Genomic DNA, 15276 nt, shown 5'->3' with positions numbered 1-15276 from the left:
TATGATGCCATTACGTGTTTTTATGCGCTGTTTTTGCTGTGCGTTAGCTTTAATTTCTATTTTGCATGCGCAGGAAAAAAACTATCGTTTTTTACACTTGGATGTCAACGAAGGTTTGTCTCAAGGCAGTGTTTTCGCTATAGCCCAAGATCATTTGGGTTTTATGTGGATTGGTACCCGTGATGGCTTAAATAAATACGACGCCCGAAAGTTTACAATTTATCGCAGTAATCCGCAAGATAGCCTTTCCTTAGAGCACAACTTTATTCAAGCGATTACGGAAGATAACAAAAGGCGGCTTTGGATAGGGACAATGACAGGTCTGAATTTATACAATCGAGAATCAGACAATTTTAGCCGTATACCATTACCTACGGTAGAGAGTAGCAGTGGGAAAATGGATGTCAACGTTCACCAGATTTTTCAGGATTCCAACGGTAAGATTTGGATTGCGACAAATATAGGCTTGTATAAGATCAAAGAGGGCCGGCATCCTGAAGCGGAATTGGTCTTCAATGAGATTACCGTTGAAAGAAGCCAGGGAAAAGAATACTATCGTAATTTTCGCACCATGTATGAGGATCGCAGAAAGCGATTATGGTTTTGTACCGATGATGCCATTGTACTCATGCAAGCCGCATCGAAAGATGGAAATAGCTTAAAGGTGCTACGGACTTACTTCAAAGAGAAATCGGTAGATAATAAGGTTAATCAACGGTTTCAGGCTGTTTTGGAAGTTAGTCCAGGTATATTTTGGGTAGGTACAAAATATAATGGTATTCGGATTATCAATGAGAATACAGACGAAATATCCTCGTTAACCGAAGAGGGAAATCATACAGGTTTGGCTAATCAAGATGTGCGGTCCTTAAAAAAAACAGATGATGGAAAGATTTGGATTGGAACATTCAATGGCCTATATGTTTATCAAAACGGAAAATTGCTTTTTATCCAGGCAGACGATGGAAATCCCAATAGCTTAAGCAATAATTCCATTCGCCCTATATTTCAAGATAAGCGGGGGTCTATTTGGATTGGAACCTATTTTGGAGGGGTTAATATTTATGACAAGGATATTCCTAATTTTCAGAATTTCACCCATCAATCTAAACGCAATAGCTTAAGTTACAATGTGGTGAGTGCATTTGTTGAAAATGCTATGGGAGAACTGGTGATTGGAACTGAGGGGGGAGGATTAAATTATTTTAATCGGCGTACGAATTCTTTTTTTAGTGAACGTCACGATAAAAATAACCTGAATGGCCTAAGTCATAATAATGTGAAGTCTATCTGTTTAGATAAGGAAGGGAATTTATGGGTAGGTACTTATGATGGTGGGTTGAATTTAAGACGAAAGGGACAGCAAGGCTATGAACATTTTCGTTTCGACCCCAATGTAAGTAATGGCCTGGCAAATAATAATGTGTATGCGATCTTAGAGGATCGCAATGGCGATATTTGGATTGGCACTTTCGGCGGAGGACTACAGGTACTTCGTAAAAACCAGAAAGTAGGAACTTTCCAGACATTTAACGTTGCCAGAAAGCAGTTGAGTTCCAATATGGTGCGCGCTTTACTGGAGGATTCAAAAGGTAATCTATGGATTGGTACTTCAAATGGTTTAAATCTAAAATTAGCAGGGACCGATAAATTTGTTTCCTTTCTAAATGACAAGAAGGATTCCCTTTCAATTAGCGGAAATGATATTGTGAGTATCCATGAAGATCGGAAAGGACATATTTGGATCGGTACGTACATGGGCGGGCTGAATCTTTATCTTCCAGAGAAGAAAGCGTTCAAAAGGTTTAATGAGCGAAACGGATTGCCGATCAACAATGTTTTTGCTATTCTAAGTGATCTGAAAAACAAATTGTGGTTGAGCACAAATACGGGGATTTCTTGTTTCGATCCCCTATCTGGTCATGTACGAACCTATACGAAGATCGATGGTCTTCCCGGTAACGAATATATTCAAAATGCAGCAGCAATGTTGCGGGACGGAAAACTTGCCTTTGGAAGCTTCTCGGGCTTCACCCTATTTAATCCGGATAGTTTAAGTGTCAATAATTACATTCCCCCCATTCAGTTTACGGAGTTGAAATTATTCAATAAAACAGTTCTCCCGGGCCTCGATGGTGTTATTCCTAAAGATATATCCATGATGGATGAATTAATTCTTGATCACAATCAAAATGTTTTTAGTTTGGAATTCAGTGTATTGAATTATGTTCATCCGGAGAAAAATCAATATGCTTATTATCTAAAAGGCTTTGACCAAGACTGGAATTATGTGAGCAATCCCGTGGCTACTTATACCAATTTAGACCCCGGTACTTACGAGCTTTGGGTTAAAGGGGCCAACAACGACGGGGTATGGAACGAAAAGGCAACGGTTTTGAAGATTAAAGTGCTGCCAGCGCCATGGAGGACATGGTGGGCCTATAGCGGCTATTTTCTTCTTTTTGCTGCGGTCAGTTTTTTGGTGATCCGATTTTTCCACGGTAGAAATAAATTGAAACAAGACCTTTTGATTCGGAAAATAGATTCGGAAAAACAGGAGGAGCTTCATGAAGCAAAACTGAATTTCTTTACCAATATCTCCCATGAATTCCGTACGCCATTGTCATTAATTATTGGGCCGTTAAATCAATTAAAAGACGATCGCTCGCTTTCAGCATATGCACAGGAGCATCTCGGTTATGCAACAAGAAATGCGGATCGCTTGATGAATCTGGTTAATCAGCTGCTTGATTTCAGAAAACATGAAGGCGGAAAGATGAAATTGTTTTGCCAAAAGGTTCATGTTGCTACGTATTTGGAAAACATTCGCCAGAATTTTCACTTTATTGCCGAGAAAAATAATATTCAGTTTTTCCTGGATAATAAGGTAAGCCCTGATTATGTTGGAGGTTTTGATCCGGAGCAATTTGAAAAAGTCCTTGTCAATTTGATTTATAATGCGTTTAAATTTACGGACAAGGGGGGTAAAATAAAGATACAGGTTGAGCTAGAAGGAGAAGGCGAGTTGGAGAAACTGCTTGTATCCGTTTGGGATTCGGGGCGTGGAATCCCATCCAAAGATATACCTTTTGTATTTGAACAATTTTATCAGGCCAATGCAAAAGGCCTATCGGCTACCAATGGCGGAATAGGTTTAGCACTCTGTCGTTCGATCATACAGCTGCACGGCGGAAAACTCACTGTTGAAAGTAATATGGCACAGGAGCCGGCAGACTTCAATACAGTATTTCGGATCAGCCTGCCCCAAGGGAATGTCCTCGTCGAAGAGCTTATGGTTTTAGACGGTACTGCAGCGACGATATGCTCAGACCCTGCGGATGCCGATATGCCACATGTGGATGCTACAAAAACAGAAATTGAGCCTTCTGCAGCGGATGAAGATAAGCCAATCATACTTGTTGCCGAGGACAATGTGGAGCTTCGTTGTTTTCTGTGTGAAAACTTACGGAAAAAATATATTGTTTTAGAAGCTAATGATGGTATTGAGGCGCTGGAATTGGTACAAGCAAGACAGCCCGACATTATCATTTCAGATGTAACGATGCCCAACTGTGATGGAATCACACTTTTGCAGCAGATTAAAAACGATAGTAGTTCAAATCATATTCCTGTGATTCTTTTGACAGCCCGTACAGCTGATCCTTATATCACAGAGGCGTTTGAAATCGGTACAGATGACTACATTACCAAGCCCTTCAGTATGCCACATCTCATTCAGAAAATTTCAAACATCATACAGACGCGGAAACGATTGGAGGAAAAATTTGTGCAGAATTATCTTCTTGGAGCACAAGGAACAGATCTGCCCGAAAGAACACGTTTCTTGGATCAGGTATTGAAGGTTGTCGAAGAAAATCTGGGCTGTGAAGATTTTGGAGTGCAGGATCTTACAAAAGCCATCGGCGTGAGCCGCTCTGTTTTGTACCGCAAGATTAAGCAGCAAACGGGACTGAATTTGGTTGAATTTATTAATATGGTACGTCTTAAGAAAGCAGCCTATATTTTAGTGAACGATACTGGTTTGAGTATCAGTGAGGTGGCTTATCAGGTCGGGTTTAATGATCCAAAATATTTTAGCAAAACATTTAAGAAATTCTATAAGGAGAGTCCACGTACCTATGTTGAAAAATTCGGTATCAAGGAAAGCAGCAATTAAAAAATAAGCAAAGGTCTCCACGATTGGGTAAGCATCAGCAGCCCTAAAAGCAGACCGAAGGTTTTTTTGGAGGCAAAAAAAAGGTTTTCAAACGGGGAGAATGAAAACCTTCAATAACCAATTATAAACCTAAATTATGATGCAACAAATATAGTTGTTTTTAATACTATTTTAAAAATAATTCACCTTTTAAAAACTGTTTTGTAGTTGGTCAGCTACAGGTTGTTGTTGACCTGTCGCTGGAAGAACCAGCGCATAGTTTATACGCTTTTGACCAGCTTACGAATAACGTATAAAGTGGTCAATCCCAACAGCGCAAATATGCCATAACCTAATCCAATCTGAAACTGCGAAGAAGGGTTTACCAAGCTGACGGTGATGTAACTGAGTGAAGAGGTAAGGAGGTAGGTAATTCCGCCAACCAATCCACCGGCGATACCTGCAGACAGTGGAAACCTGCCCAAACAGTAGCTGAAATAATTGTTAAAAATAAATCCTGCAGTGCAATGTACGGCAAATGCGAAAAATGTCAATGTATATAAGTTTGACAGGTAAGGTGAGACGATCAGCATACATACAATCAGGCTGATCTGAATAAAATTGGCGATTCTCAATTTTGGAACCAAGGCTCTTTTAATAAGGGCTTTACCAATAAAACCACCACACATCCAAGCCAAACCCATAATAAGTGAGGTATAACCGGTTGTAATTGCACTATATCCCAGTTGATGTTCAATAAAAAACGGGCCGCTGAGATTGTAGAACATAACGAGACCGTAGGATATACCACACATGACTATACCAAAGGTGAAATCATTGCTTTTAAGCATCATTTTAAATTCGCCGATCAGGTAGCTGATATGGAGTGGTTTTTTCTGTTTGATTGTTTCGCCAGAGAAGATCAGTTCAAGGATAAAAAGTAGGGCGCTGTAAACGGCCAGAACCATAAAGTTAGAACGCCAACCAAATTGTGTTTGGAGGTAGCCACCAATAAAAGGAGCGACAATGGGCCCGATCGACCAGACGATGGTCATAATGCTGAGGTAGTGTTTGCGCTGCTCGCCTTCATAGACATCCACAAAGTAGGCTCGTTTTGATATGACCACAAATGCCGATAAGATTCCCTGAAGGATGCGCATCAGGTAAATAACCCAAATATCGTGTGTGCTTGCTGTGATCCAAAAGCTGACAATGAAAAGGAAAAGCGATATGAGGTTGATGCGATATCTTCCCCAAGCGTCAACCAGTGCCCCTGTAAAGAACTGTGCAACACCATAACTGATTAGAAAAAGCGAAAGTGTTAACTGGATTTTGCTTTCGTTCAAGCCAAGCTCCTGGGCCATTTGTGGCATTGACGGAAGATAAATGTCGGTGGCAAGTCCCGTAATCGGAACAAGTGCAAATGCTAGTATCGTCGGGATAAAAGATTGCTGTGGTTTAGTGTTTTTTTCCATCCTCTAATTTTTTAAATTTCCCGTCTCTATGGACGTTTATGCTACCAGCCACTTTTTTCTCTTTGGCCATGTAAATATGATGTCGACAAAAGTAGTATCATTGCCTGTTTCGAAAGATATAGAATTCAAACAAATTATTGTGAAAATCAAACAGACTTATTGCGGAAGGCTAAAGGTGGTACACCAGCATGTTTTTTGAAATAATTACTGAAGTTCGCCGGTTCTTCAAAACCTAAGGCATAAGCGATTTCATTGATGTTCCAGCTGCTATGTTGAAGGAGTGCCTTTGCTTCCTGTGTGATGCGCAGTGCGATGAGTTCTTGCGTAGTTTTTCCTGTATTTTGTTTCAAAGCCCTGTTTAGCGAATTGACATGGATGTTGAGCTGTTGCGCGTAATCCGTTGCATTTTTAAAACGAAGTAAATTTTCGGTGTCAATCGGAAATTGACGTTCCAAAAGTTCTAGGAAAAGATGGGAAATACGCTGGTTTGCATTTTGGTAAGGTGATATGCCCTCATTTGGTGCTAGTTTTAACGTTTCTAAAACGAGTAACTGTAACTGATTCCGGATAATTTCATATTTGAACGCAAAATCAGAGCGCAGTTCGGTATTCATACGCTGAAAAATGTGATCGAAAAGATCGACCTGCTCTTTCGTTAAGAAATAGACTGGGCTACCACTAGGGTTGAAAAAATGGCTTTCGAGAATGTTATGGTTATAATGTTTGTCTTCCTGAATGAATTTTTGCGTAAAAAGACAGAACCATCCTTTCTGATCCGGATTGTCTGTTTCCCAAGAGTAGGGAACGAGCGGACTTGAAAATACAAGTGCGGGACGGTCAATAGGGATCCATTGATCGCCATAATGCAATTGACCCTGGCCGATCATGAGGGATATTTTGAAGTAATCTTTTCTATTGTAAGGTGATTTTAAGGGACAATGCTCACGTGAAAATATGTTAAAATGAGAAATTTGTTCGGGCGAGGAGCCAAATGGGTAATTGGATTCTCGAAATACCCGCTGATAGAAATCAATAATATTTTCGGAAGTTGTCATGATGCAAAGTTATAAAAATCAAACATTTCATGCAGTGTACTATTTCTCCTAATCGGTCATTGATTCGTAAAATATGAATTGGAACAAAAAGAAAGGTCCCATCACCTCGTTAGCTATGACTAGCCCGGGTGATGAGACATTATAAAAGGAAGCGACTATAAGGAAGCGATTATTAGGATCTCGATTTTAAAAATTCCTTGACAAATTCATCGTCGTTTAAGTCTGGGTAGTCTTTATATACACGATCAATTTCTTCTTGCTGTCCGATGGATAGATTTTCGTTGGGGTTTAGGCACCAGGTCCCTTTCATCAGGCCTTGTCTGCGGAGCACCTCATGTAAGCCTGGTATACAGCCATGGAATGCATTTGCTGGGTCAAAAAAAGCTGCATTGCTGTCTGTTACAGCAATCGCTTTGCTCAGGAGATGACTCGCATGGAGGTTATTGGGGTCCTGTTTGTATGTTTTTATTTCCTGAAGGAGTTCAACAGCTTTTGCCGTCCAAACAGCCCAGTGGCCTAATAGTCCACCTTTAAACTCTATGGCGACGTTTTCTCCCGCTACGGGGAAATTATACACGCTCATCAGATCGTTGACAATATTGTCATCATTGCCCGTGTACATAGCAATTTGATCTCGTCGGCTGGAGTTGGCTATAGCACGCATAACGTCTAATGTTTGGTAGCGGTTGAACGACGCACATTTGATAGCGACAACGTTGTCGATTTCGGCAAACTGCTGCCAAAAGGAATAGGAGAAAATACGGCCACCAACGGCGGGTTGAAGATAGAATCCAAAGACAGGAATAATGGCTGCTATTGCTCTGACTCGATCTAATATGGCATTTTCAGTCCAGCTCTGCAGGCCGCCCATACTCAATAGTCCAATATCATAACCGTATTTAAGTGCAGTCGTTGCCTCCTGTTCAGCTTGTTCTGTGTCACCGCAGATGCCCGCAATTTTGATAAATGGTCGTTGGAGTGCCGCTTTCTCGACTTCTTCGCTAGCCCATCTCAATACGGTTTCAAAAAGGTTGATCTCGGGGTCACGGATTTCAAATTGGGTTGAATGTACAGCTACGGCGATTCCACCGGCTCCACTGGCTATGTAATATTGCGTCAGGAGCCGTTGATGCGTCTCGTCAATGCTGCGGTCCTCATTTAAGGCAAGGGGGTGTGCCGGAATAACCGTTCCTTCCCAAAGCAACTGTTGTAATTTGTTGTCTAAAGTTTTCATTAGAATTTTCCTTTTCGTTCTTGAAAATGCGTGTCCTTATTCCATAGTTCGCCGCCTTGGGTCAACCATTTGGCAGTAATGTCTATCGCTTCGCGTATGGTTGTTTTCGGATAGCCAAATAAACGATGGCATTCGGACGCATTGTTGAGTAAAGCGGTTCCGGCGGGTTCATTTACAAATATCGGCCTTGTGTTGAAATGCTCAGCAAAACGCTCTGCGATCCATCGTGTAGAAAGGATTTCCGGTCCCGTGACATTCAGTATTTTGGCTGGAGACTGACAGTGCAGTAATGATCTTAAGGCAATTTCGTTGGCATCTCCCTGCCAGATGACGTTGACGTTTTCGGTTGTCAAATCTATTGGGAGCTGCCCTTTGACCGATTTGGCAATTTCTACGAGCACACCGTAGCGAAAATCCACCGCATAATTCAATCGGTAGATCAGGGTAGGTGTACCGTTTTTCTTCGAAAAATACTCGAATATACGCTCTCTTCCCAAACAGGATTGCGCGTATTCGCCGACAGGCTCCGGAGTTCTTTCCTCAGAAACGCCGCCATTGCTTATCGGTACAAATGGAAGTACGTTACCCGAAGAAAAAGCAACAATGTTGGAATCTTGAAAATGAGAAGCCACCATTCCGGGAAGATAGGTATTCATCGCCCAGGTAAAATCTTCATTTCCTGTGGTGCCGAATTTATGTCCTGCGAGGTAAATGACGTTCGGAATCTGCGGGATCTTTTTGAGTTCTTCCTCATTCAATAGGTCACAGGCGATTGTCTTTATGCCTAGATCCTCCAGTTCCTGTTGAAGTTCCTTGGTTGAAAAACGCGAAACACCAATGACCTTTTTGTCTATTCCTGCAGCTTGAATAGCCCGCATGGCTAGTTTTGCCATGCTTGGCCCCATTTTTCCGCCAATACCTAGGAAAAGGATATCACCTTGTATCTTTTTTATATCTTCAATTAGATCTAATGATGGTGCAAGCAGCTGCTGTTCCAATTCCGCTAAATTGTTATGGTCCATGTCTGAATTATTTGATTAAATTATAGAGATTACTAAAAGCAAGAAAAACGAGTAATATGAGTCCGAGTATAGCCCATAATCGCGTTAAGGGGCTGTTTCTGAGCGTGCCCATAATTTCTTTGTCGTTCGCGATCAGAAAGAGGATGATACCAATAAAGGGAACTAAAAAAATGGTGATGCTTTGCGCAAAAACAATAAGCTCCAAGGGAAGGTTTCCGAAGATAAGCGCGATGGCAGATCCAAAAATCATGACCAAAGAAATAAAGAGTTTCACTTTAGGGTGATTGAGATCGTTGCCGAAGCCAAAGGTGTCGCCCAGTAAGGATCCGCCTAATACGGCATTGCCGATCAAGGAGGAAAAGGAGGCACCGAAGAGACCGATAAAAAAGAGGTGTGAAGCATAGGTTCCCAAAAGCGGTTCCAGTGCACGGCCCATCTCAGCGGCAGAATTTAACTTGATCCCTTGGGGATGAAGCGTATTTGCCGCACAGACCATAACGGCTGCACTCATGATGCCAAGAATAATAATACCTATTCGGCTACCGATTATCTGTCGTTCAGTACGTTGTTTGTTGGCCGATAATTTTCTTCTTGATTGAACAAGATAACTTTGATAAAATGCGCCCACAATCGAAAAGCAAGAAGCCGTAAAAGCGATGATCAAACCTACTGATGAAGGTGGGATGCTGGGAATAAAACCTAAGAAAAAGTCCTGTGCGGGTGTCTTTATCATAATGGCTGTAGAAAGAAAAGCAAATAACATCAGGATGATAAGTCCAAGCATAAGCTTTTCCAATAGCGCGTAGAAAGACTTGAAGAACAACAGTAGGATACCGATGACATTAAAAACGATGATCCATATTTTGGGGTTTGTCCCCGTTGCTTCCGAAACGGAAATAGAGACACCTGTCGCGTTCCCCGATTGAAAACAGGTTGCAACGAGGAAGATTCCGAGGCCAATGATGATGGATGTTGTTTTACCAAATTTCTGGCGAATTAAAACAAGTAAAGATTCGTCTCTCGCGATACCGATACGTGCCGCCATATTGGTGAAAACCATCATAAAAAAGATGGCGACGACGACAACCCATAATAGAGAGAAGCCATAGTCTGCACCCATTTTTGATGTGATGGTCATTTTGCTGGGCCCGAAAACCAGGGCGGCGGTAATGATGCCTGGACCCAAGATGGATAGCCAACTTTTCAATAAAGAGGGTTTTGGCTCGAGGTTATTTTCCATGAAATTTATCGTAATGAGGTTAAATGCTGTTGGTTGATTTTAGGGGCAGAATTTCCAAAGTGTGTGCGGATATAATTGGTGATTTCAATGACCTCTTCATTTTTCAGGAATGAAAAAGATGGCATTGCACTTTCGTATTTGACGTTGTTTATTGTTTTGTCTTTCAGTCCATGGAGGATAACCTGCAATAGCGGTGCTGGGTCGCCTTTGACAAGAGATGAATTGGCTAATGGGGGAAAGGTATTTGTAAGTCCCTTTCCATCTGCTTTATGACAAGATGCGCAATAGGCTTCGTATAATGCCTGACCACTTTTGGCAGGGGAGTTGGCCGTGTTGGCTGCAAGGGGTTTAATCATTGGTGCAGAGGCTTTATCGGTAATACGGAGACGATAGATCACATCGTCATCGGGTTTTGGAAATCCCCTTTGCGGATTCCAGTCACGGTTGCTTGAACAGAAGTAAATGTCTCCATTGGGTAAGGTCAATACGGATCTTAGCCGGCCAAGTTGATCTTTGAATAGGATCTTCTCATCGATGATCTGTTGACCATCGGCGGATAATTTTAGGATACGTAAAGACTGATTTTTTAAAGTCGCGAGCAATAGACTATGTTGCCATTCAGGGATAACATTGGAACTGTAATACGCCATACCGGATGGTGCAACGACCGGAGTCCACGATTTAATAGGCTCCTGTCTTGGGGAGTTTTTGGCAATAGTTTTTTCCTTTTCCGTATCAATCATACCTTCGATCTGCGGCCAGCCATAATTTTTTAGGGGTTGGATCAGGTTAATTTCATCCTCGATGGCATCGCCATGTTCGGATGTGTAAATTAAGCCTTTTGCATCATGGGTAAGTCCCTGCATGTTCCGAAATCCCCATGCATAGACATAGCTGTTTGCAATTGGATTGTCTTTTGGGATGCTCCCGTCGAGATTGAGGCGTAAGATTTTGCCATTTAATGAGGTGCTGTCTTGCGCAAAGGTATCACTTGCTGCATCTCCTGTAGCCCAATATACTTTTTTGTCTGTCGAAACAATAACCCTCGAACCGTTGTGTCCGGTGTTTCCAGGAATCTGTAAAAGCAATTTTGGGTTTGACAACTTGCCCACCGGACTATAATCGTAGCGGTATAAGTTGGAGAAAATGAGACTGTCCTTTTTGCTGGTGTAAGAAAGGTAAAGATAGGCCTGTTGCTGTTCGGGTTGATACAGTGCCATTCCCAATAGTCCCAACGTGCGCTGGTGGTAAACGTCGGTGAGGCTGTCCACTAAAGTAACAGCTTTTGTTTTAGTATCCAGTTTTCGTATACTTCCTCCAATTTCAGAAAACAGAATGGCATCGTTGATCCGGTCATATTGTAAATCCCATGGCACATGGAGTTTTGTAGCTTCTTTTGATAGCGATAGTATGCTGTGCTCCAGTTGGATGTTATTTATTGGCTTACTTTCCCTTTCCGTCTCGGAAGAACAGGAGGATAGTAGCGGGATCAGCGATACAAGCCAAATATAGGTTTGTTTTTTCATATAGGATCTACGGTTATTCCTTTGATTTATTTGGTTAGTCAAATGTAGTTGAATAAAAATAAATATACAAAAAATAAGTAAAATTGTATACAAAAATATTTTATCAGCCTAGGCTAAATACGATTTAGTTTATAATTACACAGCTAAAAGAGCGGTGTTGTGGAATTGTCACGAACTTGTTAGCCAGCCTATTTTTGTAAAAAAGTAAAAAAAATATTGAATTGTATACAAAAAATATATATTATTGTATTCACTATGATAGCGATGGAAATACAATTTAGACCATATTAGGGTCGAGCGTTATGTTTCCTGAAAAAATACCAATAAACTAAAGAGCTTATAAATCATTTATTTAACCACTTTAACCTGAGTATTCATGATACTAAAGCAGATTAAAATCCGGGATGTAATAAACAGGAGTTGCCTTTTGGTGGGGCTACCTTTTATTTCGATGGCTGCATTGGCAAATGTACCTTCTTCCCTTAACAATGGAAAGATTCCGATCTCGGATGTTTTAAACCCTTCGTCGGGTTTAGCTAAATTTCAGCAGCAGCTTGTCGGGCAGGTGCTGGACGCCAAAGGGCAGCCACTGTCCGGTGTAGAAGTGCGTAACCTTAAAAATGCAACTGTTACCGTTACGGATCAAGAAGGTCGTTTTAAATTAACGGGGTCCGTTTCCGATCAGATTCAATTTCGGTTAATCGGTTTTAATACAAAAGTGGTGTCGGGGAAAGATGTGCAGGCTTTGGTGCTTGATGCGAGCGAAAATGCACTGGATGAGGTTGTTGTGGTGGGGTATGGTAAGCAGAAAAAAGGCAACTTGACTGGTGCTGTGGCCAGTGTCAATTTTGATCAATCGACCTCGAGTCGGGGTCTTTCCAATGCCTCGCAGGCATTGCAAGGTGTTATTCCTGGTTTGGCCGTAAGTCAAAACTCCGGAATGGCCGGAAATAATGCAGCGGATCTTTTGATTCGGGGATTGGGGACGGTCAACAGTGCTGGACCGCTGATCGTGGTTGATGGAATGCCCGATGTCAATATGAATCGTGTGAATGTGAATGATATTGAAAGTGTGACCGTACTAAAAGATGCTTCTTCCGCTGCAGTATACGGTTCCAGAGCGGCCAATGGGGTTGTATTGATCACGACAAAGTCTGGTAAAAGAAACAGTAGGACGGCTATTTCCTTTAGTGCCAACAAATCGCTGGTGAAACCTACCCGCTCTTTTGATTTTGTCAATAATTATGCAAAAGCGATGACGGCTACTCAAAGGGCACAGGCCTATAATACGGCCGCATCTGCATTCAATTTTAAGAATGGAACCATCGACGAATGGTTGGCATTGAGTATGATCGACCCGAGATTATATCCAAGTACCGATTGGTGGGATGTTATTCTCCGCAATGGTCAAAGTGGGAATTATAATGTTTCCATTAATGGGGGGACTGAAAATAATAATTACTATTTGTCTGTCGGTATGCTGGATGAGAAGGGGATACAGATCAATAATGATTTTAAACGTTATAATGCTGCATTTAACTTCGAAACCAAAGTAACCAACACCATCGGTGCTGGAGTGCGGTTCTCCGGAAACTGGTCCGATTACCGTTATAACTACGAAGACGGTATGACTGCCAACTCGACAAGTGGGATGGATCTGTTTACCTCACCAGCAGGTATATTGCCTTATGATCCTATTACCGGTTTTTATGGCGGTGCAATGTCTTACAATGAAAGTCCGCAGGCCAATAATATTTATGCAGATTACATGACGCGCAACCAAAACCACATGAATCAAAAGCAGGCTTTGGTGAATGGTTATTTAAACTGGAAGCCATTTAAAGGATTTGAGGCTAAAGTGGATTATGCCCTAAATTATGATACGCGTTTTCAATGGAAGGCAGATATGCCGACAAAATTATATAACATCCGGACGGGATTGTCTATCCGGGATCTTGTGCCGACAAATGATGGGATATATAATACAGACCGAAACAATTACAAAACCCAGCTGAACTTCAAATTGAGTTACGATCATAAGTTTGGCGCTAACCATAATTTCTCTGCTTTGGCCGTGTATTCAGAAGAATATTGGAACAATCGTGTTTTGGCAGGTAGTCGCTTAGATCGTTTGCATCCTAGTTTACATGAAATTGATGGCGCTTCTGAAGACGTGCAAAATGTGTCGGGATCATCATCGGCAGAAGGTTTGCGTTCTTATATTGGACGATTAAATTATACGGCCTTCGGAAAGTATATGTTTGAAGGGAACTTCCGGGTAGATGGTTCATCACGTTTCTTGCCGGGTGATCAATATGGCTTTTTTCCATCAGCGGCAGTGGGCTGGCGGATTTCAGACGAGGTATTTATGTCGGCATTTAAGGAAAAGATCAGGATGAGTTCGGCCAAATTTAGAGCTTCTTATGGTTCTTTGGGGAATAATAGTGGTGTCGGATTGTATGAGCAGAAGCAATCTTTGGTCTCTAGTCCTTATTATTTGATTGACAATAGTACAGGAACAGGGTCTGTTGTCAAAGGGTTGATCAATAAGAAACTGATCAACTATGACCTTACCTGGGAAAAGACACGTGTGTTTAATTTTGGTTTGGATCTTGGATTCTTTAAAAATAAACTGACTGCGGAGCTGGATTATTACGAAAGAAAGACGATTGGTATGAACAGGCCTTCGGATGTATCTATGCATCTGACGGGTTTATTCACTGCCCCCCGACGTAATATTGGTGATATGATGAATAAAGGGCTGGAAGCAAATGTTACCTGGAATGACCGAAAGGGCGATGTGGGTTACATGCTGAACTTTAATGTTGGGTATAACAAGAACAAGCTGCTGTCCTGGAATGAGCAGTTGCAAAGAGGTTCGGTATTTATTGATATGCCTTATAATTTTATCTATGCTTTCGAATCGTTGGGCATTGCTCAGTCTTGGCAGGATGTCTATAATGCTGTTCCTCAGGGCGCTTCCCCGGGAGATATTTTGTTGAAAGATGTCAATGGTGATGGCAAATTGGATGCGAATGACCGTGTAGCATATCCAGCTTATCAACTGGGTAGACCAAAGGTGAATTACGGATTTAGAGGTTCGGTGGACTACAAAGGTTTTGATTTTTCTTTCCTGTTGCAGGCTGCCACAGGAAGAAAGGAATTTTGGATGAACAAAGCGAATTCGAACTTTTTAGGAACGGCAAATCAGGCTATTACTGAGGACCAGTGGAATAATATGTGGAGCCTGGACAATCGCGATGCTGATTATCCTAAGTTGCTTCCAAGTACATTAGGATCAACGAGTCCAAATGCGTATTTGAGCACATTTTGGCTGCAAAACATGTCTTATTTAAGGGTGAAAAATCTGCAGCTTGGCTATACTTTTAAGAAAGAATTACTGATGAAGCTGGGCATCCAGAAGTTACGTGTATTTGGTTCGGTCGATAATTTAGCGGTATTGACAAGTTTTAAAGGCTTAGATCCGGAGAAAAGTACCTATACCAATGATGCTTATCCGATGACGAAGAGTTTTGTGGTTGGACTGAATGTTGACTTATAATATTTG

Annotated in this window: 8 protein-coding genes; 2 read left to right on the top strand and 6 right to left on the bottom strand. The window is 41.6% G+C overall.

Translation table 11 applies throughout. The features are described from left to right. The first annotated feature begins 1 nt into the window (after window position 1). Window positions 2-4177 carry a two-component regulator propeller domain-containing protein gene (locus OK025_RS25335; RefSeq protein WP_317667527.1) on the top strand — a complete coding sequence of 1392 codons (4176 nt, stop codon included), beginning with the start codon at window positions 2-4 and terminating at the stop codon, window positions 4175-4177. 260 nt (window positions 4178-4437) lie between these two features. Here the strand turns inward: OK025_RS25335 and OK025_RS25330 are convergent, their stop codons facing one another. The 6 genes from OK025_RS25330 to OK025_RS25305 all read right to left on the bottom strand — a co-directional run bounded on the left by OK025_RS25330 (window position 4438) and on the right by OK025_RS25305 (window position 11708). Next, window positions 4438-5631, bottom strand: coding sequence for an MFS transporter (locus tag OK025_RS25330; RefSeq protein WP_317667526.1), 1194 nt, complete (start codon window positions 5629-5631; stop codon window positions 4438-4440). Window positions 5632-5777: 146 nt separating this feature from the next. Continuing rightward, window positions 5778-6686, bottom strand: coding sequence for a helix-turn-helix domain-containing protein (locus OK025_RS25325; protein WP_317667525.1), 909 nt, complete (start codon window positions 6684-6686; stop codon window positions 5778-5780). Between the two features lie 172 nt (window positions 6687-6858). Then, window positions 6859-7920, bottom strand: coding sequence for a dihydrodipicolinate synthase family protein (locus OK025_RS25320; protein ID WP_317667523.1), 1062 nt, complete (start codon window positions 7918-7920; stop codon window positions 6859-6861). Beyond that, window positions 7920-8942, bottom strand: coding sequence for an NAD-dependent epimerase/dehydratase family protein (locus OK025_RS25315; protein ID WP_294184578.1), 1023 nt, complete (start codon window positions 8940-8942; stop codon window positions 7920-7922). The genes OK025_RS25320 and OK025_RS25315 overlap by 1 nt, the downstream gene beginning before the upstream one ends. Before the next feature lie 7 nt (window positions 8943-8949). Beyond that, the gene (locus OK025_RS25310) at window positions 8950-10182 is read right to left on the bottom strand and encodes an Nramp family divalent metal transporter (protein WP_294184576.1); all 1233 of its coding nucleotides are present in this window, start codon (window positions 10180-10182) and stop codon (window positions 8950-8952) included. Window positions 10183-10187: 5 nt separating this feature from the next. Further along, window positions 10188-11708, bottom strand: coding sequence for a PQQ-dependent sugar dehydrogenase (locus OK025_RS25305; protein ID WP_317667520.1), 1521 nt, complete (start codon window positions 11706-11708; stop codon window positions 10188-10190). Window positions 11709-12084: 376 nt separating this feature from the next. On the opposite strand from OK025_RS25305, the gene OK025_RS25300 reads away from it, so the two are divergent. Then, window positions 12085-15270, top strand: a complete 3186-nt coding sequence (locus tag OK025_RS25300; protein ID WP_317667518.1) for a TonB-dependent receptor — start codon at window positions 12085-12087, stop codon at window positions 15268-15270. Window positions 15271-15276: the final 6 nt, after the last annotated feature.

The sequence above is a fragment of the Sphingobacterium sp. UGAL515B_05 genome, from assembly GCF_033097525.1.
Classification (GTDB): domain Bacteria; phylum Bacteroidota; class Bacteroidia; order Sphingobacteriales; family Sphingobacteriaceae; genus Sphingobacterium.
The sequence above is the reverse complement of the archived record's forward strand: the minus strand, read 5'-3'. Positions and strand labels throughout refer to the sequence as shown.

Bases quoted from the DNA above. Each gene is read 5' to 3' on its own strand.
- OK025_RS25335 (WP_317667527.1), top strand. From the start codon at position 2: ATGATGCCATTACGTGTTTTTATGCGCTGTTTTTGCTGTGCGTTAGCT.
- OK025_RS25330 (WP_317667526.1), bottom strand. From the start codon at position 5,631: ATGGAAAAAAACACTAAACCACAGCAATCTTTTATCCCGACGATACTA.
- OK025_RS25315 (WP_294184578.1), bottom strand. From the start codon at position 8,942: ATGGACCATAACAATTTAGCGGAATTGGAACAGCAGCTGCTTGCACCA.
- OK025_RS25310 (WP_294184576.1), bottom strand. From the start codon at position 10,182: ATGGAAAATAACCTCGAGCCAAAACCCTCTTTATTGAAAAGTTGGCTA.
- OK025_RS25320 (WP_317667523.1), bottom strand. From the start codon at position 7,920: ATGAAAACTTTAGACAACAAATTACAACAGTTGCTTTGGGAAGGAACG.
- OK025_RS25325 (WP_317667525.1), bottom strand. From the start codon at position 6,686: ATGACAACTTCCGAAAATATTATTGATTTCTATCAGCGGGTATTTCGA.
- OK025_RS25300 (WP_317667518.1), top strand. From the start codon at position 12,085: ATGATACTAAAGCAGATTAAAATCCGGGATGTAATAAACAGGAGTTGC.
- OK025_RS25305 (WP_317667520.1), bottom strand. From the start codon at position 11,708: ATGAAAAAACAAACCTATATTTGGCTTGTATCGCTGATCCCGCTACTA.